The 23,179-nt window shown below is 56.2% G+C and carries 20 protein-coding genes and 1 riboswitch; of the genes, 11 read left to right on the top strand and 9 right to left on the bottom strand.

The annotated features are described in order from the left end of the window. Nucleotides 1-219: 219 nt before the first annotated feature. Both HGP17_RS07115 and HGP17_RS07110 read right to left on the bottom strand, forming a co-directional pair. The gene (locus HGP17_RS07115) at nt 220-573 is read right to left on the bottom strand and encodes a hypothetical protein (RefSeq protein ID WP_246703961.1); all 354 of its coding nucleotides are present in this window, start codon (nt 571-573) and stop codon (nt 220-222) included. Between the two features lie 80 nt (nt 574-653). Next, the gene (locus HGP17_RS07110; RefSeq protein ID WP_246703992.1) at nt 654-1,565 is read right to left on the bottom strand and encodes a polysaccharide lyase; all 912 of its coding nucleotides are present in this window, start codon (nt 1,563-1,565) and stop codon (nt 654-656) included. Between the two features lie 383 nt (nt 1,566-1,948). Here HGP17_RS07110 and HGP17_RS07105 point away from each other — a divergent pair, with 383 nt between their 5' ends. Continuing rightward, nucleotides 1,949-3,112, top strand: a complete 1,164-nt coding sequence (locus tag HGP17_RS07105; RefSeq protein WP_205925799.1) for a polysaccharide biosynthesis protein GumK — start codon at nt 1,949-1,951, stop codon at nt 3,110-3,112. Between the two features lie 4 nt (nt 3,113-3,116). On the opposite strand, the gene HGP17_RS07100 is transcribed toward HGP17_RS07105, so the two are convergent. After that, on the bottom strand, nt 3,117-4,625 hold the full coding sequence (locus HGP17_RS07100) for an oligosaccharide flippase family protein (protein WP_168807225.1): 1,509 nt from the start codon (nt 4,623-4,625) through the stop codon (nt 3,117-3,119). 187 nt (nt 4,626-4,812) lie between these two features. Here HGP17_RS07100 and HGP17_RS07095 point away from each other — a divergent pair, with 187 nt between their 5' ends. Beyond that, nucleotides 4,813-5,760, top strand: coding sequence for an ATP-grasp fold amidoligase family protein (locus tag HGP17_RS07095; RefSeq protein ID WP_246703960.1), 948 nt, complete (start codon nt 4,813-4,815; stop codon nt 5,758-5,760). Between the two features lie 58 nt (nt 5,761-5,818). Further along, nucleotides 5,819-6,307: a heme-degrading domain-containing protein gene (locus tag HGP17_RS07090; protein ID WP_168807223.1), complete on the top strand. Its 489-nt coding sequence runs from the start codon at nt 5,819-5,821 to the stop codon at nt 6,305-6,307. A gap of 46 nt (nt 6,308-6,353) precedes the next feature. Here the strand turns inward: HGP17_RS07090 and HGP17_RS07085 are convergent, their stop codons facing one another. After that, nucleotides 6,354-7,610 (bottom strand): AGE family epimerase/isomerase, encoded by a 1,257-nt coding sequence (locus HGP17_RS07085; protein WP_168807222.1) that lies wholly within the window; start codon nt 7,608-7,610, stop codon nt 6,354-6,356. A gap of 261 nt (nt 7,611-7,871) precedes the next feature. Between HGP17_RS07085 and metH the strand changes: the two genes are divergently transcribed. Next, nucleotides 7,872-11,648, top strand: a complete 3,777-nt coding sequence (gene metH, locus HGP17_RS07080; protein ID WP_168807221.1) for a methionine synthase — start codon at nt 7,872-7,874, stop codon at nt 11,646-11,648. Between the two features lie 123 nt (nt 11,649-11,771). On the opposite strand, the gene HGP17_RS07075 is transcribed toward metH, so the two are convergent. Then, on the bottom strand, nt 11,772-12,536 hold the full coding sequence (locus HGP17_RS07075; protein WP_168807219.1) for a GntR family transcriptional regulator: 765 nt from the start codon (nt 12,534-12,536) through the stop codon (nt 11,772-11,774). Further along, entirely contained in the window at nt 12,533-13,417 is an 885-nt protein-coding gene (locus HGP17_RS07070; RefSeq protein WP_168808127.1) for a BadF/BadG/BcrA/BcrD ATPase family protein, read from the bottom strand. Before HGP17_RS07070 ends, HGP17_RS07075 begins: the two co-directional genes overlap by 4 nt. Nucleotides 13,418-13,941: 524 nt before the next feature. On the opposite strand from HGP17_RS07070, the gene HGP17_RS07065 reads away from it, so the two are divergent. From HGP17_RS07065 to phnF, 7 genes are all read left to right on the top strand, one after another. Next, nucleotides 13,942-15,201, top strand: coding sequence for an ABC transporter substrate-binding protein (locus HGP17_RS07065; RefSeq protein ID WP_168807218.1), 1,260 nt, complete (start codon nt 13,942-13,944; stop codon nt 15,199-15,201). Between the two features lie 199 nt (nt 15,202-15,400). After that, nucleotides 15,401-16,354, top strand: coding sequence for a sugar ABC transporter permease (locus HGP17_RS07060; RefSeq protein ID WP_168807217.1), 954 nt, complete (start codon nt 15,401-15,403; stop codon nt 16,352-16,354). 13 nt (nt 16,355-16,367) lie between these two features. After that, complete coding sequence (locus tag HGP17_RS07055; protein ID WP_168807216.1) at nt 16,368-17,207, top strand: carbohydrate ABC transporter permease; 840 nt, start codon at nt 16,368-16,370, stop codon at nt 17,205-17,207. Continuing rightward, the gene (locus tag HGP17_RS07050) at nt 17,204-18,268 is read left to right on the top strand and encodes a Gfo/Idh/MocA family oxidoreductase (RefSeq protein WP_168807215.1); all 1,065 of its coding nucleotides are present in this window, start codon (nt 17,204-17,206) and stop codon (nt 18,266-18,268) included. The genes HGP17_RS07055 and HGP17_RS07050 overlap by 4 nt, the downstream gene beginning before the upstream one ends. 12 nt (nt 18,269-18,280) lie before the next feature. Continuing rightward, entirely contained in the window at nt 18,281-19,285 is a 1,005-nt protein-coding gene (locus tag HGP17_RS07045) for an ABC transporter ATP-binding protein (protein WP_168807214.1), read from the top strand. Nucleotides 19,286-19,438: 153 nt separating this feature from the next. Next, a complete protein-coding gene (locus tag HGP17_RS07040; protein WP_168807213.1) occupies nt 19,439-20,125 on the top strand; it encodes a class I SAM-dependent methyltransferase in 687 nt (228 codons plus the stop codon). A 1-nt stretch (nt 20,126) separates the two neighbouring features. Next, entirely contained in the window at nt 20,127-20,855 is a 729-nt protein-coding gene (phnF, locus tag HGP17_RS07035; RefSeq protein ID WP_168808126.1) for a phosphonate metabolism transcriptional regulator PhnF, read from the top strand. Nucleotides 20,856-20,881: 26 nt separating this feature from the next. Here phnF and HGP17_RS07030 read toward each other — a convergent pair whose 3' ends face one another. From HGP17_RS07030 to HGP17_RS07020, 3 genes are all read right to left on the bottom strand, one after another. Beyond that, the gene (locus HGP17_RS07030; protein WP_168807211.1) at nt 20,882-21,232 is read right to left on the bottom strand and encodes a VOC family protein; all 351 of its coding nucleotides are present in this window, start codon (nt 21,230-21,232) and stop codon (nt 20,882-20,884) included. A 60-nt stretch (nt 21,233-21,292) separates the two neighbouring features. After that, entirely contained in the window at nt 21,293-21,769 is a 477-nt protein-coding gene (locus HGP17_RS07025; RefSeq protein ID WP_168807209.1) for a 6,7-dimethyl-8-ribityllumazine synthase, read from the bottom strand. A gap of 90 nt (nt 21,770-21,859) precedes the next feature. Further along, nucleotides 21,860-22,004: riboswitch (FMN riboswitch) on the bottom strand. A 106-nt stretch (nt 22,005-22,110) separates the two neighbouring features. After that, complete coding sequence (locus HGP17_RS07020) at nt 22,111-23,172, bottom strand: ABC transporter ATP-binding protein (RefSeq protein ID WP_168807207.1); 1,062 nt, start codon at nt 23,170-23,172, stop codon at nt 22,111-22,113. Between the last annotated feature and the right edge of the window lie 7 nt (nt 23,173-23,179).

The following is a 23,179-nucleotide window of genomic DNA, read 5'->3' as shown; positions in this document are numbered from 1 at the left end:
CTGCTTTGATTTTGAAAATTTGCAATCATGTCCATCTCTTGACGTTAATACGCAGCTGAGACGGGACAGATCATGTCTCTTAATGTGACACGTTCTCAATATGAAACACTTTGACACATCGGTATGGACGCATTCTGGGATTTATTTAATTTCTGCGCGAGTCAAAGGGCGCTGAACTTCAACTTCAGCGCCGTCATAGCTCGGTGCATAGAATCAGTCTTATTGATGCGTCGGATGGTGTGACGAATTCACCGCGGCATCGATCAATTCTTCTGCATATGAAAGCGCAGATGCAGTATCTTCGCCGTCAAGCTTGAGTTCTTTACATTTGCGATGCATGGCCTTGCGAATTTGAGACAAAAAGGCTGCGTCGACGTCAACTTCGCCTTCGTCAAAGACATGTGTAAGTGCGGACTGGGCAACAATTTCCAGAACCGCTACGCGCCCCTCTATCTCACCGAGCGAGGGAATCGCATTTCTCTTTACGTGATGCTTGCAGTCGCGATGGGTAGTAAGCATTTCGGTGGCCTCCTTCAGGAGAAGAAATAACCTCGGAAGCACAAAAAAGTTCATTCACGTTTCATTAAAAAGTCGCCCGGCATTTAAGCAAGGCCACATTTGACCTCTTATGCATGGGTACGTGTCCTGCGATTTCATTTCATTGGGCAAAGTTTGGGGTCGCCCAATACATCGGCGCATCGGGGTGAACGACGAAAATCGTCATAGTATAGCGTCCATACGGTAGTATCGGCGGCGCGATATGGTCCGAATTTGAAGTATTGATTTTTTCCAAGTCCGTGATCTGCATGACCGATATGACCTGTCACTGAGACAATCCATTTATTGTTGGCAAATATCTCAATATGTCCGGAACCGTCGGGTCCGGGTTTGCTATAGATGGCAAAGTCTATCCATCCAGAGTCCGGTGTCGGCATTTTATTGCCGCGATCTACGACTTTGATGGCACTGGTGCAGCTTTTGAACTCCGCACCGTCTCCCGCATTCCAATTGCCATCAGTTGCGACCAGGGCACGCATCTGGTTCGTGTCCGGGCGGAACCAAACTGGCGTTTCGTTTTCGTTGCAAGATTCGTCATCACGCTTGGATTTGCCCGCCTCGGCAGTTGGAGCAACATAGTTGGTCTCCACTGTTGCAAACAGCTTTCCGTTGTTCAGCCTCAACGCGAGGAAGGGGCTGAAATCCCCCTTGGCCTCAGGACCAATTTCTCGTTTCCATTGTGCGATGAGATAGCGGTGATCACCTGATGGAATGGGATCGGCGAACTTTACGGCGAAGCCATACCAAACGCCCTCATTGTACGGAACGCGATACTTTGTGCGCTCCCATATCTCGGCTCGCTCGCTGCAGTTCTTCTTGTCGGGCGGGCACAAAGGCTTGACGCTGAGCTTCAAAGCGCCTGTGCCAGAACGCTTCACATCTGATTGGAATTCGACAGTTCCCGCTTTCTGTTCGAAATTTTCGCGATAATAAAGATGGCCCGAGGGTGCAAAGTCCTGGCCGTCAAATCCATCATGTAAAACCAATTGAGCGGGATCGTCAGCCATGGCTGGCGTGGCGGCGCAAGTGCAGGCCAAGATAGCAGGCAGCGCGTATTTTGCATTCATGCTGGGAACATTCCTTCGGCGGGATACATGATACTATCAATGACCTTTTCGCCTCTTACAGGCAAGCGATGGGCACATAGCGTTGTCATGCCTTATCGTAAACAAGAGCTATGGCCGCTACTTTGAGTTTTTTACTCAATTTATGCATCCTCGGCGGCTCATTTTAACCGCGCGTTAGACGCTTTCCGGTTCTTATCCCCCAAAGATTGGGTCTCGGTTGCGGCTATCAGTGCCCCGGACATGACGGTCCGCTGTTGCAGCCTTTCGACGTTTTGATGTCGGCCATGCGGAAACCGGCAGAGGGGCGCTGTTGAGGAACGCCTTTGGCAAATCAGGAAGCAACGTTGGCCTTTGATGTGGCCCAGCCACGGCGAAAGATCGTTATCTTAACATCGCATGTGTTCCTGCGCGGATATCGCAAGGCGTCGATCCATTTTGTTGCGTCCTGTTGGGCCGGGCAGGGGCATGACGTTCATTTTCTGACGATCGGTCACAGCTGGCTGACGATGCTTAAGGATCGCGCGCGCTTTCGCTCGTTATCGAAAGTTCAGGCAAATCGATTTCAAGCAGTTGACGGTGCTAATTTAAGTGCAGGCGCTTATCTTCCCCCGCTGCATGCATTCAGCTCGAGCAACCGTTTTCTCAATGCGGCGAATACGATCCTGTTTCGTCTCTATGGTCGTTACATCCCACGGTTTGCGCGCGATGTGATTGCGGATGCAGATCTTGTCCTGGTGGAAAGCGGGTCTGCTCTGGCGTTTTTCGGCCAGATCAAAAAGCTCAATCCCAAAGCAAGGACCCTCTATTTTTGTCGCGACCTGCTAAAAAGCGTCGGGGCTGCCCCAGTCCTGCAGAACATACAGGCGACTGAAATCAACCGCTTTGATGCCGTGTGTGTCCCCTCAGAACGGCTCGGAGTTCTTCTTCCTCCCGGTGGAGACGTAAAAGTAGTTCCGCAGGGTGTCGACGCTTTATTGTTCGATCGCAAGCAGCCCTCTCCTTATGAAGCCGGCAGCAAGAATGCCATTTCGATCGGTAATATGCTTTTTGACCAGGGTGCCGTCCACGCTATGGCGACTGCGGCACCGGAGGTAAACTTCCATGTTTTCGGGGCAGCGTGGAGCGGGTGGGCGCCGCCGAATGTCATGATCTATGGCGAGAGAGATTTCGAAAGCATAGTTCCTTATCTGCAGCATGCCGATTTTGGCATCGCTCCATACCGCCTAACTGCAGATGAAGTTTACTTGGCAGAGTCGAGCTTGAAGTTGGCTCAATACAGCTATTGTGGTTTACCGATCTTGTTGCCGGATCTCGTTCCTTTTGCGCGGCCGAATGGCATTGGTTATCGGCTGGATGGAGAGAGCGAGTGGCGAGGAAAGGTCGATGCCGCGCTGAATATGCGGCGGTCGTTGGCTTTTCGTCATGGTATCCTGACCTGGGATGAGGTCGCCCGGCGGACGATGGCCGCCGCCTTCGGTCAGTTGTGATACGTCAGTCTGGAGCAAGAAATACGAGTAGCTTGCTCGTATAAAGACGTGAACGATCAGTCAGACGTCCGCCCGCCGTATCCATCAGTATCTGCACGTCTTCAGAATTTATCAGGCGCAGCAGGCGTACGGCCAACATATATGCCATCGCGCCAGCGGGAATGGCGGTTGCGATTGCTGGAACTCCATCAAGAGCGTAGATGCAGCCTCCAGCCGCTGCCGCACAAGTTGCCGCCGCAAGTATCGTTTTCGCCAACGGTAAGACTGGCACCGATACCTGGACATGTTTCCAGGCGGTCAAGCTCAGCAGAATAAATGTCAACGTTATAATCGCCGCACGGGCGAGAGCGGCGCCCTCCAGGCCCATAGAGGGCACAAAGGCGGTGAGCAACAGTATCATCGTGACGCCGCATATAATCTGCACACGGAGCAGAAGGATGCTACGACCGGACGCGCCGATGATGCCCCAAGCGATCACGGATAAGCCGGCGATCCAGACGAAGGCGAGCAGGGTTGCCGCAGCCGGTATCGCAGGCTCAAAAGCCTCGCCAAAGATGAGCGGCATGAGATCAGGCATAATGGCAGCGCCGCCAAAGCTGATGGGGAGCATAATAAGGGCGACGATGCGAATGACACGGCTATACGCGGCATTTAGCATTCGCTGATCATTTCTTGCGTGCGCTTCGGTGAAACTGACAATCAAGGCCGGTGAGATCTGCAGCATCACCTGTTCGATCAATCCTGCGAGACCGAGCCCGGCGGCAAAATATCCGATACTCGTTGGCGATAGAAAGAATCCAAGAAAGAGGAATTCGATGCGCGAAAGGACGAGAATCTCAATAAGGTCGCTGAGCCAGATGTAGCGACCATAGCGGTGCATTTCCGGTGTCAAAGCTTGCTGTGAGGATTTCGTATCGCGATCGATATAACCACGTAGTCGCAGTGCTTGGGGCAGATAGCGAGCGATATACCCAATCAGTGCGCCCGTTGGGCCGAATAACCACGCGCCCAAAAAGACGAAAGGAATCTGTAAGAGCCCTCCGATGGCCGTGGTTCTTGCCGTCTCAGCAAAGCGGTTTCGCGCTCGCGCGATTGCTGTAGAAAACACATAAAACGCATAACTGACGAATAGAAGGCCGGTGATGATCCAGAACCAGGCATGGCGGGCGTCGCGTTGGATATAGGTGATGGCGGCAAAGACCAAGATGGCTGCGCCCACCATACCAAGTGAAATGATGAAGCTGCGGAGTGCGGTACGAACCAGTACCTTCCATGCTTCCCCATTGCCTGAGAGCGTCCCGGCGTTTCGGAGCAGCGTCTGAGGAAGGCCCATATCTGCCAACGTTGCTGCCGAGGTTGCTACCCATAAAGCATAGGCGACCTTGCCGGATCCCGCCGGGCCAAGCAAGCGAGCGGCAATAACGCTGCTTACAAAGCCGGCCGCCAACGAAATTGCCGTTGCCGCCAGACTGATCAGGGAGCTTTTGAGAAGATTTGATTCAGACTCGCTCATGCAATCCATCTTGAAGGCCGCCGCATAACCTTGTGTTAAAGGCCGGCTGATAATTTTCGCGTGCGTTCTAAAGCGCGTCGCGATCCCTCAAGTTCGCTTCCTGCGTTTTAAGTCTTTGATGTTGCGCATGTCGTTATAGCAAAACCGCTTAGCGCTGTTGCGCGACATGCTTAAGCTGAAGTTCAAGATGGCCGCCATGACAGATAGGACCGCCGATCAGGATGGTTTTCTCATTCCAGGATACCTCCAAAAAGGATTGCGCGAGCGGATGCACAATCTTTTATGGCGAATTTTATCGCCGCTTCCTGATGGACCTTACTGCGCACTGAAATATCGTGTCATCTGTGGCAAGTTTCCCAATTTGGCATCGCCTCGCAGTTTTACGGAAAAGCTTCAGGCTAGAAAGCTTTATGACCGCAATCCCCTGTTTTCGCGCTTCATTGATAAAGCAGACGCGAAGATGCTGATCGCGGAACGGGTCGGAAGCGAGCATATCATTCCGACACTCTGGGTCGGCACAGACCTGGCCGATGTCGATTGGTCCAAGATAGCTCTCCCCGTTGTCGTCAAGCCCACGCATGCCAGCGGAGTAGGGCGCTTTCTATATACCGAAGCTGATGTGGATCGGCTTATCAAGAACAATCCGTCGGCGGAATGGCTGGCCATCGATCACGCTTCCTATAACCGGGAGTGGGCTTACAGCCAGATCGAGCCTCGTATTTTGATCGAGAGCATGCTGCTCGTCGAGGGACGAGTGCCGTGGGACTATCGACTATTTACCTTCAACGGGAAGGTCTCGCATATCGAAATCGACATACGTGAGAACGGCCGGGGTTATTCCTGCAATTATACTCCGAACTGGCAGAAACTGCCGTTCTATGATCGTGACTATCTCGGCCTTTATCCGGGCGATGTTGCGCGTCCGCCACAACTCGACCACATGATCCACATTGCCGAAACGGTGGCGCGCGACATCGATTTCGTCCGTGTCGATCTTTACGCATCGGCAGATTGGGTTCGCGTCGGCGAGCTGACGTTTTATCCGGGCGGTGGCTTTGAAGCCTTTGAACCACCAGAATATGATCTCCTGATTGGTCAAAAGTGGCAACTTGGTTTTGAAATACCAAAGAGATAGGTGGACAAATCCCCTTCTGCACGTTTGATAAGTCAATCCATGTTTAGGAAGGCTTTTCATGACGACCGACCAGGACCTCAATCGCATCGCACAACAAGAAGACACGTTACGCTTCGATGCTTTCGATCTTTCGACCGCCTGGGTCCTCGGCAAGCTGCTGCGTGATTTGGCGAGCGAACGAAATCTTGGCGTTGCAATCGATATCACGCTGCACTCGATGCCGGTATTTTATATAGCGCTGCCGGGTTCCACACCCGATAATTCCAACTGGATACGCAGAAAGCGCAACATGGTTCTGCGGTATTTCCGGAGCAGCTATGCCAGTACCTTGCGGCTGCAGCAGCAAGGAAAGACGATCGAGGATAACGGACTTTCCAGCGCCGATTATGCCGCGTCCGGCGGAAGCTTCCCGATCTTTGTCAATGGAACAGGTTGTATCGGTGCGGTTACGGTTTCCGGGCTTCCTCAGCGTGAAGACCATAATCTCGTTGTCGAGGCCTTGGCACTGACGCTTGGCCACGAACTTCACAACCTTAGTCTTTCATAAGAAGAGACAGCGGCGTCAGGCAATGAGCCTGACGCCGAATGCATTTCTAGATGTTACCGCCTGCCTCGGCGATCACCTTCGTCAAGCTGCCGGTTGCCGGGAAGAGGGGGATCAGGCAGGCCTGAAGGGCGTGGTAGATATCGCCCTTTCCGGGAAATAGCGTGTGCGCTGGAATAAGGTTTTCAGTCAGTTCTTCGTGCCAGCCACCATTGGCGTGATCGATAAAGGATTGAGCAATCACGCTCCAGATCTTGCGATAGCTCTCCTCGTGGAAATCGTTCGGAAGATGCTCATTCAAATAATGGGCTGCACCAGCGCCTTCGCATGCCGGCCACCAGAGCTTGTTGCGCTTTGCGGGAGCGTCCTCCCAGTCGAGGGTGTAGAAGAATCCGCTTTTTTCGCTATCCCATCCGAGTGCCATCGACTGTGAGAACAGGCCTTTTGCTGCGTCCGGCATCCAGTCGTGACGTTTGTCGCCCAATGACCACAGCTGCAGGATAAGGCGGGCCCATTCCAGCCAATGCCCCGGCGTCGTGCCGGATGGGCGGAACATTTCGTTGCCGCGGTAGTCCTTGTCGAGCACCCAGTCGGAATTGAAGTGCTCTGCAACGCGCCAACCGACGGAGCCTGCTGAACGACGGATAACCAGATCTGCGATGCTTTCAGCCTTTTCGAGATATGCCTTGTCTCCCGTCGCCTCGAAGGCGGCCATCAAAGCTTCCGTCAAATGCATGTTGGAATTCTGACCGCGATAGCTGCCGCCGTCGATTGGCGACCAATCCTGATTGAACTCCTCAGCAATGGCGCCGTGCTTTGGCTCCCAAAACTTTGTATTCAGAATTTCGGTCACATCCGCAAGCATGCCGTCCGCCAAGGGATGGCCGATCGTCTTTGCGGACGATGCCGCCAGCAGAACGAATGCATGACCATAGCCCTGCTTGCTGGAATCAACCGGGCCGTCATTGTTGAGCGACCAGACGTAACCGCCATGCGCGGTATCGCGGTGCTGATTCCAGAGATAGTTCATGCCGTGGTCGACAATCTCATTGGCGCCGGGACGGCCCAGCAGTGATCCAATCGAGAAGCAATGCACCATACGAGCCGTGGAATGAATGCCGCGGACAGGATTGGAGGCATCCAAGGGCTTGCCGGCATCGTTCATGTCGTAGAAGCCGCCCTTGGGATTGACGGCACGATACTGGAAAAAGTCGAAAAGCGCGCTCGCCTGATCGAGCAGCCAACGCCGGTGATAAGCGCGCGTAGTCCAGTTTCCGAGCGTCGCCGGTTCAACCTGTATGTTCATGCCATCCTCCTGGGATTCTTTTTCAAAAGCCGTATAGCGCCGCCCGAAAGCGCTGTCATGGCGTAATGAAGTGAAACTGTGTCGCTAACCCCGTATTGTCCATGGGTTAATGGCAATTCGGGCTCTCCAATTTTCTGAGACCCTTAGACTTTGGAAACGGCGTGCTTGCAGTTCACCAAACAAAAGCATAGATATGTTGACATAAAGATATCTTTATGTGATCTGAGTGCGAAGTCGCAATCAGGCCAAAGGAATTCGCATATGTTTGACACTCTTTTTGGTTCGGATACGACGAAGCGCGATGGCAGCGAGATCTTTGCAGCTTTGCGCAAGGCTGCCAGCGAGCGAATTCTCGTGCTTGATGGTGCCATGGGCACGCAGATCCAGGGGCTCGGCTTTGATGAAGATCAGTTTCGTGGTCATCGTTTTATAGGCTGTGCCTGTCATCAGAAGGGCAATAACGACCTTCTTATTCTGACCCAGCCGGATGCGATCGAAGACATTCATTATCGCTATGCCAAGGCTGGCGCCGACATTCTCGAAACCAATACTTTCTCGTCCACCAGCATCGCGCAGGCGGATTATCAGATGGAAGGCGCGGTTTACGACCTCAATAAAGAAGGTGCCGAAATCGTTCGTCGCGCCGCGATTAGGGCCGAGCGTGAAGATAGCAAACGCCGCTTCGTGGCTGGCGCCATCGGCCCGACCAACCGCACCGCCTCGATTTCCCCCGACGTCAATAATCCCGGTTATCGTGCCGTGAGCTTCGACGATCTGCGCCTTGCTTATGGCGAGCAGATCGACGGTCTCATCGATGGCGGTGCCGATATCATTCTGATTGAGACCATTTTCGATACGTTGAACGCCAAGGCGGCAATCTTTGCCTGCGAGGAGCGTTTCGAGGCGAAGGGCATCCATCTGCCGGTCATGATCTCTGGCACGATCACTGACCTTTCCGGTCGCACATTGTCGGGCCAGACGCCATCGGCGTTCTGGAATTCCGTGCGCCATGCAAGCCCCTTCACCGTGGGTCTCAATTGCGCGCTTGGCGCAAACGCTATGCGGCCGCATCTGCAGGAGCTTTCAGCTGCTGCGGATACCTTCATCTGTGCCTATCCCAATGCCGGATTGCCGAACGAATTCGGTCAGTATGACGAGACGCCTGATATGATGGCGGCGCAGGTCGAGGAGTTTGCTCGCGAAGGCCTCGTCAATATCGTCGGCGGCTGCTGCGGCTCTACGCCGGAACACATTGCGGCAATCGCCCAGGCTGTTTCCAAATATCCGCCGCGCCAGCTGGCCGAGCATCGACCCTTTATGTCCTTGTCGGGTCTCGAGCCGTTCGAGCTGACCAAAGACATTCCCTTCGTCAATGTCGGTGAGCGTACGAACGTCACCGGGTCGGCCAAATTCCGCAAGCTGATTACGAATGCCGACTATACCGCGGCGCTTGCCGTTGCTCGCGATCAGGTCGAAAACGGTGCGCAGGTCATCGACATCAATATGGACGAAGGCCTGATCGATTCCGAAAAGGCGATGGTGGAGTTCCTGAACCTGATCGCCGCCGAACCGGATATCGCGCGTGTTCCTGTCATGATCGACAGTTCGAAATTCTCGATCATTGAAGCCGGCTTGAAGTGCGTGCAGGGTAAGCCGATCGTCAACTCGATCTCGTTGAAGGAGGGTGAAGAGAACTTCCTGAAACAGGCTCGCCTGATGCGCATGTACGGCGCTGCCGTTGTCGTCATGGCATTCGATGAACAGGGACAGGCCGATAGCTATGAGCGCAAAGTCGAGATTTGCACGCGCGCGTATAAGTTATTGACGGAAACGGCCGGCCTGCAGCCGGAAGACATCATCTTCGATCCGAATATCTTCGCCGTTGCGACGGGTATTGAAGAACACAACAACTATGGTGTCGACTTCATTGAAGCGACGCGGACGATCCGTCGGACCATGCCGCTGGTGCATATCTCTGGCGGTGTGTCGAACCTGTCCTTTTCCTTCCGTGGCAATGAACCCGTTCGTGAAGCAATGCACGCCGTGTTTCTCTATCATGCCATTCAGGCTGGCATGGACATGGGCATCGTCAATGCGGGTCAGCTTGCGGTCTATGACAATATCGACCCCGAACTGCGCGAGGCGTGCGAGGACGTGGTGCTCAACCGCCGGCCGGATGGCACCGAGCGGCTGCTTGATATCGCCGAGCGCTTTCGCGGGTCTGGCAGCAAGGAAGTCAAGACACAGGATCTTTCCTGGCGTGAATGGCCGGTCGCCAAGCGGTTGGAGCACGCGCTGGTCAACGGCATCACCGACTATATCGAGGCTGATACCGAAGAAGCACGTCTGACGGTAGAGCGTCCCTTGCATGTTATCGAAGGGCCGTTGATGGCTGGCATGAACGTCGTTGGTGATCTGTTCGGTGCCGGCAAGATGTTCTTGCCGCAGGTGGTAAAGTCCGCCCGCGTAATGAAGCAGGCCGTTGCTGTTCTTCTGCCTTACATGGAGGCTGAAAAGCTTGCCAATGGCGGAAGCGGCGAACGTCAGGCTGCCGGCAAGGTGCTGATGGCGACCGTCAAGGGCGACGTGCACGATATCGGAAAGAACATCGTCGGCGTCGTGCTTGCCTGCAACAATTATGAGATCATCGATCTCGGCGTGATGGTGCCGGCGACGAAAATCCTGGAGACGGCGATATCAGAAAAGGTGGATATTATCGGCCTGTCCGGTCTCATCACACCCTCACTGGATGAAATGGTGCATGTCGCCTCCGAAATGGAGCGGCAGGGCTTCGATATTCCACTTCTGATCGGCGGCGCGACCACAAGCCGTGTGCATACGGCCGTGAAGATCCATCCGCGCTATGAGAAGGGTCAGACGGTATACGTGACCGATGCCAGCCGTGCCGTTGGTGTCGTGTCGGCGCTGCTTTCTCCCGAGGCAAAGAAAGGCTACGTCGACACCATCAAAGCCGAATATGCCAAGGTTGCGGCCGCTCACGCTCGCAGTGAGGCGGAGAAGGTGCGTCTGCCGATTGCGAGGGCCCGCGAGAATGCCGAGAAGGTCGATTGGGCGAGCTATAAGCCCGTCAAGCCCAAGTTCTTTGGAACGAAGATTTTCGAAAATTACGATCTCGCGGAGCTCGCGAAGTACATCGACTGGACGCCTTTCTTCCAGACTTGGGAGCTGAAGGGGCGCTTCCCGGCGATTCTTGAGGATGAGAAGCAAGGCGAGGCTGCTCGGCAGCTCTATGGCGACGCGCAGGCAATGCTCGAGAAGATCATCGCGGAGAACTGGTTCCGGCCCAGAGCCGTGATCGGGTTTTGGCCTGCTGGCGCCGTCGGCGACGATATCAAGCTGTTTACGGATGAAACCCGTTCTGCGGAGCTTGCGACGTTCTACACGCTGCGCCAGCAGCTCTCGAAGCGTGACGGTCGACCGAATGTTGCCCTATCGGATTTCGTAGCTCCGGTTTCGAGCAGTGTGGCCGACTATGTTGGCGGATTTGTCGTGACGGCTGGCATCGAAGAAGTTGCCATTGCCGAGCGGTTTGAACGTGCCAATGACGATTACTCGTCGATTCTGGTGAAGGCGCTTGCGGATCGCTTTGCCGAAGCATTCGCCGAGCGGATGCACGAGCGCGTGCGTCGTGAATTCTGGGGGTATGCGGAAGACGAAAGCTTCTCCAGCGAGGAGTTGGTCTCGGAAGCCTATGCTGGTATTCGCCCGGCGCCCGGCTATCCGGCGCAGCCCGATCATACGGAAAAGAAAACGCTTTTCCGGTTGCTTGATGCAGAGGCTGCCGCAGGTGTCACGTTGACGGAAAGCTACGCGATGTGGCCCGGATCTTCGGTTTCGGGTATCTACATTGCGCACCCGGCTTCCTACTATTTCGGGGTGGCCAAGGTCGAGCGCGATCAGGTCGAGGACTACGCCGTCCGTAAGAACATGCCCGTTGAAGAGGTTGAGCGTTGGCTTGGGCCAGTGCTAAATTACGTGCCCGCAAAGAGCGAGGCGCCAATCGACGACGCGGCCTGATCGCGAGTCGTCACAATGGCTTGGAGCCTTTTTCTCACAGGCTCACTTATATATGCCGGCCGCCGCGACTTGAATCATCTTGCGGCGGTATTTATCTGATTTTCATCGTAAATTTTGAACCCATCAATTGGCGCCGATTGTCAGCTCCGCGACGAAATCGTAGGCGTCTCCCCGATAAAGCGATCTGGTGAACTCCACCGCCCGACCCGAGCCAAGGTAGGAAATGCGTTCGATCGAAAGACCGGCAGCTCCGACCGATACGCCGAGCAGTTCCGCATCCGATTCCTTCATGTTCGTTGCCGAGATACGCTGAACGGCGCGCACGGGGCGGACCTCCCGCTTCTCCAGCTCTGCATAAAGCGACGTCGTCACGATCGAAGGATCTGGCAAAAACTCCCCTGAGACGCTGGCATGCTCTATCGCGAGCGGCTGATCGTCTGCGATTCGCAGGCGACTGAGCCTCGACACCCTGGTATCGGCAGCAAGACCGAGAATCATCATCTCGTCGGGTGAGGGCGTGTGAATGCCCTTGTGCAGCCATTCCGAGCGCGCGGTCATACCGCGCCGCGCCATGTCTTCGGTAAAGGACGTCAGCTGCGATAGGCGTTGCTCCACTTTTGAGACGGGCTTGGCGACGAACGTCCCCGATCCATGACGGCGGACAAGTATTCCTTCGGCGACCAAGTCGTCGATCGCCTTGCGCACGGTAACACGGCTGACTGCCGCAAATTCCGCGATATCGCGTTCTGGCGGAAGCGCATCCCCATGCTTCAGCCTGCCAATCTTCACCGCTTCCTCAAGCGTGCGCCGCAGCTTTACGTAGAGCGGTCCAGTGCCGCCGCCTGACAGGCGTTCCGGTGAGAAGATGGTACTCAGATCCTCGATCATCCCCGATTTCCCTCTCCCTCGCGGAACAATTTTGCCGCAAGCTCCACTGCTCCGCGTAGCACATCTCCCTTGGGTTCGGCGAGCAGCGCTTTATGGCGTTCATTGAGCCAGGGGCGATAGGCATTGGCCAGTCCTCCCAACAGGCAGATCGAAGGGCATTCGGCCCAAAGCAGCGCATCCAGGCTTTCCGCTATCGCTTTTGCGGCTGACTTTACGATATCGACGGCGATTGCATCTTCCATTTGGGCATGTTCAAAGATGACGGGCGCGTAACGGGCGAAGTCTTTCGGTTTGGACGCATGTGCAAATTCGACGATGCGTTCGGGATCGCCACCATATTCGGCCATGATCGCGTCCGTCAGCGGCGATTTTTCTGTCACTCGATCATATGCGAGAAGGGTATGTTCAAGCAGGTCGCGACCGAGACGCGCGCCGCTCGACTGATCACCGACAACGAACCCCCAGCCACCAATTCCCCAAATCTTGCCGTCACGACGGGCGTTATAAACCGAGCCCGTGCCGAAAGCCCCGATCACACCATCCGCATCCCCCAGCGCACCTTGAAGAGCGATGGTTGCGTCTGTCACCACGCGAGAACTGGCGAACGGGAGTGCGCCCTCGACGCGTTTCCCATAGTTACCGACATTGGCGCCGGCCGTGCCGATCACGGCAGGCAGCTTCTCCGTAAGTTCAGGGGCGAGGCCTGCATCTGCCAGTGCCTGCCGCGCGGACGCAACGATGTTGATCAGCGAGTTTTCGAGGTCAGATAGAATGTTGGATGCGCCGGCTTTTCCTGTGCCGAGAACCTGTCCCGCCTGGTTTATCACAGCCGCGCGGCAGCTCGTTCCGCCGCCGTCGATGCCTATTGCAAACTGCCCCATCATGCCTCCGGACGCCGCCTGTTCCTCACTTTTCAATACAATACCAAAAAAATACCATTTACCAATAGGCAATCCGGCCAATTTTTCCCTTTATTATCCCATTGAAATAAATAGAGAAATTTTTTTTGCATCGAGTTTTTAGCTTGTGGTGTTAAAATCGGCTGGACAATTGGTATTTTTTTGGCCTTAATTCGTCTCAAGGGAACAGTGAGAAGAGGACGTCGGCAAGGCCGGCAGAATAACAACAGCCGGCGGCATCTCGTCGTTGTCCAAGCCGAAGGGATCAGGAGGATCCTGTTTCGGCATTCGTCATGAAATTCCCGTGTGGTTCTTGCTGCGCCTCTGTCCTTGACGGTGGGGGCGATTTATCCGGCCGATCAGGCGCTTGCCTGTGACGTCTTTTGCATGGGGGATCGGCAAATTTGGCGGTCCCGACAGGGCGCTGACCGTTTCCTCGGACAGGCCCGCGGATTTTCAGATCGAGAACAGCGCCTTGCTACAGGCGCGGAAAACAGGAGAGGGAAATGAAAACCAATGTTCTGAAGGGCTTGCTTCTTGCGTCGAGCCTGCTGACCTCTGTCAGCCTGGCGCATGCGGCCGATGTGACGCTGACGGTTGAAAGCTGGCGCAACGACGACCTGCAGATCTGGCAGGAAAAGATCATTCCGGCCTTCGAAGCCAAGAATCCCGGCATCAAGATCGTCTTCTCGCCGACCGCTCCGACTGAATACAACGCATCGCTGAATGCCAAGCTTGATGCCGGTTCCGCAGGCGACATCATCACCTGCCGTCCGTTCGACGCTTCGCTCGACCTCTTCAACAAGAAGCTCCTTTCCGACCTGACGAAGCTCAAGGGCATGGAGAATTTCTCCGCAGTTGCCAAGGCCGCATGGTCTACCGATGACGGCAAGTCGACCTTCTGCGTGCCGATGGCTTCGGTCATCCACGGCTTCATCTACAACAAGGACGCCTTCGACAAGCTCGGCATCAAGGTCCCGGCGACGCGCGATGAGTTCTTCGCCGCGCTCGACAAGATCAAGGCCGACGGCACCTACATCCCGATGGCCATGGGTACCAAGGATCTGTGGGAAGCCGCAACCATGGGCTACCAGAATATCGGCCCGAATTACTGGAAGGGCGAAGAAGGCCGCAAGGCTCTGATCGCCGGCAAGGAAAAGCTGACGGACGCCGCATGGGTTGATCCCTACAAGGAACTGGCCAAGTGGAAGCCCTACCTCGGTGACGGCTTCGAAGCTCAGAGCTATTCCGACAGCCAGAACCTCTTCACGCTCGGCAAGGCTGCGATCTATCCGGCCGGCTCCTGGGAAATTGCTCTCTTCAACACCCAGGCGCAGTTCAAGATGGGCGCATTCCCGCCGCCGGTCGCAAAGGCTGGCGACACCGCCTACATCTCCGACCATCCGGATATCGGTGTCGGCCTGAACGCCAAGAGCAAGCATCCGGAAGAAGCCAAGAAGTTCCTCGACTGGGTCGCTTCCGACGAATTCGCCACCATCTACGCCAATTCGCTGCCGGGCTTCTTCAGCCTGAACTCGCATCCGGTGAAGATGAGCGATCCGCTCGCTCAGGAATTCGTCTCCTGGCGCAAGGATCACAAGTCGACCGTTCGCTCGACCTATCAGATCCTGTCGCGCGGAACGCCGAACCTGGAGAACGAGACCTGGACTGAATCCGCCAACGTGATCAACGGCACGGATACGCCGGAACAGGCTGGCGAGAAGCTACAGAAGGGTCTCGACAGCTGGTACAAGCCAGGCAAGTAAGCAGTGCATTTCGTGGGCGAGGGGTCTTTGAGGCTCCTCGCCCTTTTTCATTGTTTTGATTATTGAATGGGCGATCGTCTCGCCTTAGCAGTCGACACACCCGTAGCCGTTTTAGATCGGCGGCAAAGCCGTCATTGCGGGTGGATTTGAACCTCTGAGCTGCCGTACACCAGCAGCCAAGAAGAACAGGCAGAAAGCCATGAGCGACGCCGCGACATCAGATACGCTTGAGGTCACGCCGATCAGGCGCTCCAAGCGCTGGCACATCCTCGTTTTCCTTTTTCCGGCTTTCGTCGTCTACACGGCGGTGATGATTCTGCCGCTGATCGAGACCTTGCGGCTTTCGCTCTACAATGTGGTCGACAACCAGCCTGTCTTCGTCGGGCTCAACAATTTCAAAGTCCTGTTCGGTGACGAGCGTTGGGCACATGATTTCTGGAATGCGCTGCGCAACAACCTGATCTTCTTCGTCATTCATATGTGTGTGCAGAATCCGATCGGCGTTGCGCTTGCCGCGCTCCTGTCTTTGCCGAAGCTGCGCTTCGTCGCCTTCTATCGCACAGCAATCTTTTTGCCGACGCTTCTCTCTTTCGTCGTCGTCGGCTTTATCTGGAAGTTGATCCTGTCTCCGCTTTGGGGTGTCGCGCCCGAATTGTTGAGTGTCATTGGCCTGAAGTCATTCTTCGCTCCCTGGCTCGGCAAGCCAAGCACCGCACTGATCGCCGTCGCGCTGATTTCTGTCTGGCAATATATCGGCATCCCGATGATGGTGATCTATGCCGCCTTGCTCAATATTCCGGAAGAGGTCATCGAAGCCGCCGAATGCGATGGCGTTACCGGTTGGAGTCAGTTCTGGAAGATCAAGCTGCCTCTGATATTACCGGCAATCGGCATTATCTCCATCTTGACCTTCGTCGGCAATTTCAACGCGTTCGACCTGGTCTACACCGTGCAGGGGGCTTTGGCGGGGCCAGATGGCTCGACCGATATTCTCGGCACGCTGCTCTACCGCGTCTTCTTTGGTTTCCAGCTGCAGCTGGGTGACCGTTCCATGGGTGCGACGATCGCGACGGTGATGTTCCTCATCATCCTGGCCGGCGTTTCGTTCTATCTTTTCATCGTCCAGCGGCGCATCCGCCGCTACCAGTTCTGAGGAGCGGCGACCCATGTCCAAGGCACGCACTTCACCTATCCGCACCGGCCTCGTGCACCTGGCGCTGATCGCCTACACGCTTATCGCCATCTTCCCGGTGTTCCTCACCGTCATCAATTCGTTCAAGGATCGTGCCTCGATTTTCCGCGCACCCTTGAGCGTCCCGACGCCATCCTCCTTCAGCATGATCGGCTATGACACCGTTCTGAAACAGGGTGATTTTCTGACCTATTTCCAGAACAGCTTTGTCGTGACGATCGTTGCGATCATCCTGACGCTGCTTTTCGGGGCGATGGCCGCATTTGCGCTGTCGGAGTATCGGTTCCGTGGCAACACGGTCATGGGTCTCTATCTCGCCATCGGTATCATGATCCCGATCCGCCTCGGTACGGTTGCGATCCTGCAGGGCATGGTCGCCGCCGGTCTTGTGAATACGCTGACGGCGCTGATCCTCGTTTACACCGCGCAGGGGCTGCCGCTAGCGATTTTCATCCTGTCCGAGTTCATGCGCACGGTTTCCGACGACCTGAAGAATGCCGGTCGTATCGATGGTCTCAGCGAGTATGCGATTTTCTTTCGTCTGGTCTTGCCGCTGGTCCGTCCGGCGATGGCGACGGTCGCCGTCTTCACCATGATCCCGATCTGGAACGATCTGTGGTTCCCGCTGATCCTCGCGCCGAGCGAAGCAACCAAGACGGTGACGCTCGGATCGCAGATCTTCATCGGCCAGTTCGTTACCAACTGGAATGCGGTGCTGGCAGCCCTGACGCTCGCCATCCTGCCGATCCTCATCCTTTATGTCATCTTCTCGCGTCAACTCATTCGCGGCATTACATCCGGAGCAGTCAAGTGAGCCCATCTGAAAAGCCGATCCGCGTTCTCGTTGCCGGCCTTGGCAATATGGGTCGCAGCCATGCGCTGGCCTATCATCACAATCCGGGTTTCGAGATCGTCGGCCTCGTCAACCGCTCCAAGCGCGAACTGCCTGTGGAGTTGCAGGGATATACGGTCCATCCGGATTTCCAGACCGCATTGAAGGAGCTGAAGCCGGACCTCTGCTCCATCAATACCTATTCCGACAGCCATGCCGATTTCGCGGTCATGGCCTTTGAAGCCGGCTGCCACGTCTTCGTCGAGAAGCCGCTGGCGACGACAGTCGAAGATGCCGAGCGTGTGGTCGCTGCCGCGAAGAAGGCCGGCAAGAAGCTGACGATCGGCTACATCCTGCGCCATCATCCCTCATGGATGCGGTTGATTGCCGAAGCGCGTAAGCTCGGTGGCCCCTATGTGTTCCGCATGAACCTCAATCAGCAATCGAGCGGTCCGACCTGGGAGACGCACAAGGCGCTGATGCAGAACACGTCGCCGATCGTCGATTGCGGCGTGCATTATGTCGACGTCATGTGCCAGATCACCGACGCCAAGCCCGTCGAGGTACGTGGGATGGGTCTGCGGCTGACGCAGGAGATCAAGCCGGACATGTATAATTACGGCCATCTGCAGGTGATTTTCGAAGACGGTTCTGTCGGCTGGTACGAAGCCGCCTGGGGTCCGATGATCTCGGAGACGGCTTTCTTCGTAAAGGATGTGATGTCGCCGAACGGCTCGGTCTCGATCGCCATGGATCAGAATGCCAAGTCCGACGATATCGACATGCACACAAAGACGTCGGTTATCCGGTTGCACAGCGCCGAGACTGGCCCGAACGGCCAGTTTATCCGGCCGGATCAGGATCTTCATATGGATGGCGAACCGGGCCATCAGGAGCTCTGCGATTTCGAGCAGGCCTTCATGCTGAAAGCAATCCGCGAAGACATCGACCTCAATCGCCATATGGACGATGCCGTTCAATCGCTGCGCATATGCCTTGCCGCCGACGAGAGCGTGCGCACCGGCAAGCCCGTTTATCTATAAGGACAAAAGACTGTGGGATCGCTTCAACTGAAATCCATTCGCAAGGCCTACGGTACACATGATGTGCTGAAGGGGATCGACCTCGAGGTGAAGGATGGGGAGTTCGTCATCTTCGTCGGTCCTTCCGGCTGCGGCAAGTCGACCCTTCTGCGCAGTATCGCAGGCCTCGAAGACGTGACTTCCGGCGCCGTGCTCATCAACGGCCAGGATGTGACCGTGACGCCGCCCGCCAAGCGCGGCATCTCGATGGTTTTCCAGTCCTACGCGCTTTATCCGCATCTGACCGTCAAGGATAATATGGGCCTGGGTCTCAAGCAGGCCGGTACACCCAAGGCCGAGATCGACAGCCGCGTCGAGAAGGCGTCCGGCATGCTGTCGCTTGCGCCTTATCTCGGCCGTCGCCCTTCAGAGCTTTCCGGCGGCCAGCGCCAGCGTGTTGCGATCGGTCGTGCCATCGTGCGCGAGCCCGAGCTTTTCCTTTTCGATGAGCCGCTGTCGAATCTCGATGCGGCGCTGCGCGTCCAGACCCGCCTGGAGATTGCCCGGCTGCATCGTAGCCTGAAGGCTACGATGATCTATGTCACTCACGACCAGGTCGAGGCGATGACGCTTGCCGACAAGATCGTCGTGCTCAATGCCGGTGCGATCGAGCAGATCGGTTCGCCGATGGAGCTTTATAACCGCCCGGCCAACACCTTCGTTGCCGGCTTCATCGGCTCGCCGCAGATGAACTTCATTCCCGCCGAGCGTCTGGGTGAAAGTGGTGCAAAAACCGTTGGCATTCGTCCGGAACACATCACGCTCTCTCGTGATCAGGGAACTTGGGCCGCCAAAGTCATCCATGTCGAGCATCTTGGTGCGGACACGATTATCTATCTGGAATCCGAGAGCACCGGGCTCCTGACTGCGCGCCTCTTCGGCGAGCATAAGTACGAACCGGATGAGATGGTCTATGCAACGCCGGATACGAACCAGATGCATCGCTTCGATGCGAATGACCAAGCGATCCGCGGGTAAGCCACTTCGAGCAATCTTTTTGTAAGAGGCCCTGCTTCGGCAGGGCCTTTTTTATTTGCCCTTCTTTATAAGTCCGGTCGTCCGGACGAATTCATTCGATTGTCATGAAGGCCTGATAACAGAAGATCACCCCACTCCAACAGCGAGAGCATCATGACGAGCGCAGCAACGACTTACGCCACCTGGCACAAGGAACCGCAAGGTGACGTCGCAATGGCGGAATCGCATAGCCCATATTGGCGGCATTTCATTGAGACGGTGCCGGAACGGGATTTTTCCTCGAAGACGGTCCTGGATTTTGGCTGCAATCGTGGCGGCTTCCTGCGGCTGCTCCACGCGATGCGCCCGTTGCGACGCGGTGTCGGCATCGATATCGCTTCGGAGTCTGTGGCTGCCGCCGTCGAAGCCACCGGCAATATGCCTCTGCAGTTTCATGTCACGACCGATCTTTCGGCCTTTGCCGACACGTTCGACGTCGCCTTCAGCTATGAGGTGATCTATCTGTTGCCGGAGCTGAGAGAGCATGCCGAGGGGATGTTCCAGGCCTTGCACAATGGCGGCGTCTATTACGCAGTGACCGGCTGCCATAATGAAATGCCGCTATGGCCGAAGTGGCTTGAACTTATCGGCAACAACAGCAATGCGCCGATGCAGGATCGTTCTCCGCAGGACTATATCGAAGCCTTCACCGCCGCCGGCTTCGATGTCTCCGTCCGGCGCTTCGGCTATGATGGTTTTGTGCGTGCCACGAAGGATCGCAAATATTATCCAAGCATCCTCGATGCCCTGAGCTATCCAGCTGAATACAAGCTGCTGTTCCGGCTGGAGAAGCGTGTCTGAGATGGAGACGATCGACCGTAAGGGCGGCAGCGCGCTCTGGCATCAGATCGGTGAAATCCTGGCGACTGACATCGCCGCCGGGATTTTTGCGCCGGGCGAGAAACTGCCGACTGAACCCGAGCTGATGCAGCGTTTTGGGGTTAGCCGTTTTACGGTCCGTCAGGCATTGGGCCACCTGGAGCAGCGTGGGCTGGTTCGCGCCGAGCAGGGGCGGGGAACCTTCGTCCACAAGGGCGTCCTCGACTATAACCTGTCCAGGCGAACGCGTTTCTCCAAGAACCTCATTGAGCAGGGTTTTGAGCCAGGCGGCGAGCTTCTTGTTCACGAGGTCATCCCGTCAACAGAGCGCGTCGCCGCCTATCTGAAGCTTGCCGTCGGTGCGGCAGTCATCCATCGACGCGGCGTCATGACGGCCGACGGCATGCCGATCGAACTGGGAGATTCCTATTATCCGGCCGAACGTTTTCCGGATTTCGATCAAGCGCGATTGCAACATCCAACCATATCGGCAGCACTCGCCAGCTATGGCGTAACCGACTACGAGCGTCTCTCGACGGAGATCGAGGCGCGGATGCCGACTGCGGAGGAGGCAAGGCTCTTGCGGCAGCCGAAATCCGTTCCGCTGCTCATTACCCGCAAGCTGGACGCCGACATGGAAGGGGTGCCAATCACCTATTCTGAATCGATGTGGTCGGCAGAGCGGATCACTTTCAACGTCGACCTTCGCTAGACGGGTCTGGCCGTTCGCTCGCATTTCTACTGGTGCGACAGGATATTGATCACCTTGCCGAACGGGTCGCGGACGTAGAAGCGACGAACGCCCCAGGGTTCGTCGGTGAGGTCGTAGAGGATGCCGAAGCCCATGGTCGTGGCCCGGTGGTAGAGCGCATCGACGTCATCGACCTCGATCGATAGATCGGGGACGATCGTGCCGGAGCCGCCTTCGCTGGCCACGCTGACCTGCGGAACCGTTGCTGCTTCGGACGCGAAGGTGAGTATCCAGCCATGATCCATGACGACATCAAGGCCGAGCAGATCGTGGTAGAAAAGGCGGGCTGCATCGGGATCGGCGGCGGGCAGGTTTGGGATGATGCGTAGGACGGTCACAGACATTTCTCCCTTGTGGACATGGAGGCGGGCCGATGCCGCGCCTCCACCATGCTAAAATTAAACCGTGACTGCTGGCAGCAGCTTGGCGCGTTCCGTAAGTATGTGGCGGCAGGCGCTGGCGACTTCACGGCCCTTGGTGATGAAGTGTTCCTTGAAGAACTGGATATGCGCTTCCGATTCCTGGAAGTGGTGCGGTGTCAGAACCGCAGACAGAATCGGTACTCCAGTGTCGAGCTGGACGCGCATCATTGCATCAAGAACCGTATTGGCGACGAATTCATGGCGATAGATGCCGCCGTCGACAACGAATGCGGTGGCAACGATTGCGGAATAACGGCCATTGCGGGCAAGTGTCTGGGCATGCAGCGGAATTTCCAGTGCGCCGGGGACATCGAAGATGTCGATCGGCGAGGCGCCTTCCGCAGTCTGCCACTCAGCAATGAAAGAATCGACCGAGCGATCGACAATGTCTGCGTGCCAGCGGGCCCGAATGATCGCAATGCGGCTCGGCTGGGTAGAAATCGAAATGGTCATGAATTTTGCCTTTCAAGGGTTGTTGTCAATTATCCCTTGGGCGAACACGCAAAATAGCAGCACTCCCCGCGCGGAGAAGGGTGCGACTCTGCTTGCTCTCTTCCATCCGGACTATACCGTCGGCTCCGGCATCTCACCGGATCTGCTGACCCTTCCGAAACCGGAAGGCGCTCGCGGGCTCGGGGAAAATCCCCATACCGCCGGTGGGGAATTGCACCCCGCCCTGAGAACGCGTGGACTATAGATGCTTTCCCGCATGAAAATCAAAGAAAAACGCCGGGCTTTTGACCCGGCGTTTGCGAATAATTTTTCAAAGTTTCCCTGAAGTGCAGGGGTCATTATCAATCCTGAATGACGAGCAGGTCCGATGAGGCGAAGCGCAGCGTTACCTTCTCGCCAACGCTCGGAGGCATCATTCCCGGGCTGTTGAACATGTCGAAGGAAATCGTGTTGCCGGCAACGTTCATGCGGGTGCGGATGACCGAACCCAGGAAGTGCGCCGAAGACACTTCACCGGTCAGAGCGGTGTCGCCCTTGGCCGATTCCGCCAGAGAGCCGGCTTCGGGACGCAGGGCGAGGGATACGGTATCGCCGGGCTTGTAGGCCGTGACCGATTGCTTCAGGGTCACGCCCTGATCGCCGATCATGATGCGGTTGCTGTCGGGATCGACGACCTTGCCTTCGATCAGGTTCAGCGTACCGACGAAGGAGGCGACGAAGCGCGTGGCCGGCGTGTTGTAGATTTCGAACGGCGTGCCGATCTGGTCGGCGCGGCCGGCGTTCATGACGACGATGCGATCCGAAATCGACAGAGCTTCTTCCTGGTCGTGCGTCACGAAAACCGTGGTGATGCCAAGCTGCTGCTGGATCGCGCGAATTTCCTCGCGCAAGGATACGCGGATTTTGGCGTCGAGAGCAGAGAGCGGCTCGTCGAGCAGGAGGACCTGCGGCTTGACGGCGATGGCGCGTGCGAGTGCAACGCGCTGCTGCTGGCCGCCGGACATCTGATAGGGGAAGCGGCTGGCGAGATGATCGAGCTTGATAAGGGCAAGCATCTCCTTCACGCGCTTGTCAATTTCAGGCTTTGCCACGCCGGCAACCTTCAGGCCGAAAGCGACGTTGTCATGCACCGTCATATTCGGAAACAGCGCGTAGGCCTGAAAGACCATGCCGATATTGCGCTGGTTCGGCTTAAGCGGCCGCTGATCCTTGCCGTTGATCGTCAAGCTGCCGGCCGTCGGGGTTTCGAAGCCGGCGATCATGCGCAGCACGGTCGTCTTGCCGCAACCCGACGGCCCGAGGAAGGAAATGAATTCTCCCTTCTCGATTTTCATGTTGAAATCGTGAACGACGTGAACGTCGCCAAAGGACTTCTTGATGTGGGTGAGTTCGAGAAAAGCCATAGCGGGG

Origin of the sequence: Rhizobium sp. P38BS-XIX (assembly GCF_012641435.1) — a bacterium.
Taxonomy (GTDB): domain Bacteria; phylum Pseudomonadota; class Alphaproteobacteria; order Rhizobiales; family Rhizobiaceae; genus Rhizobium.
Note: the sequence above shows the minus strand (reverse complement) of the source record. Positions and strands in the feature narration are given on the sequence as shown.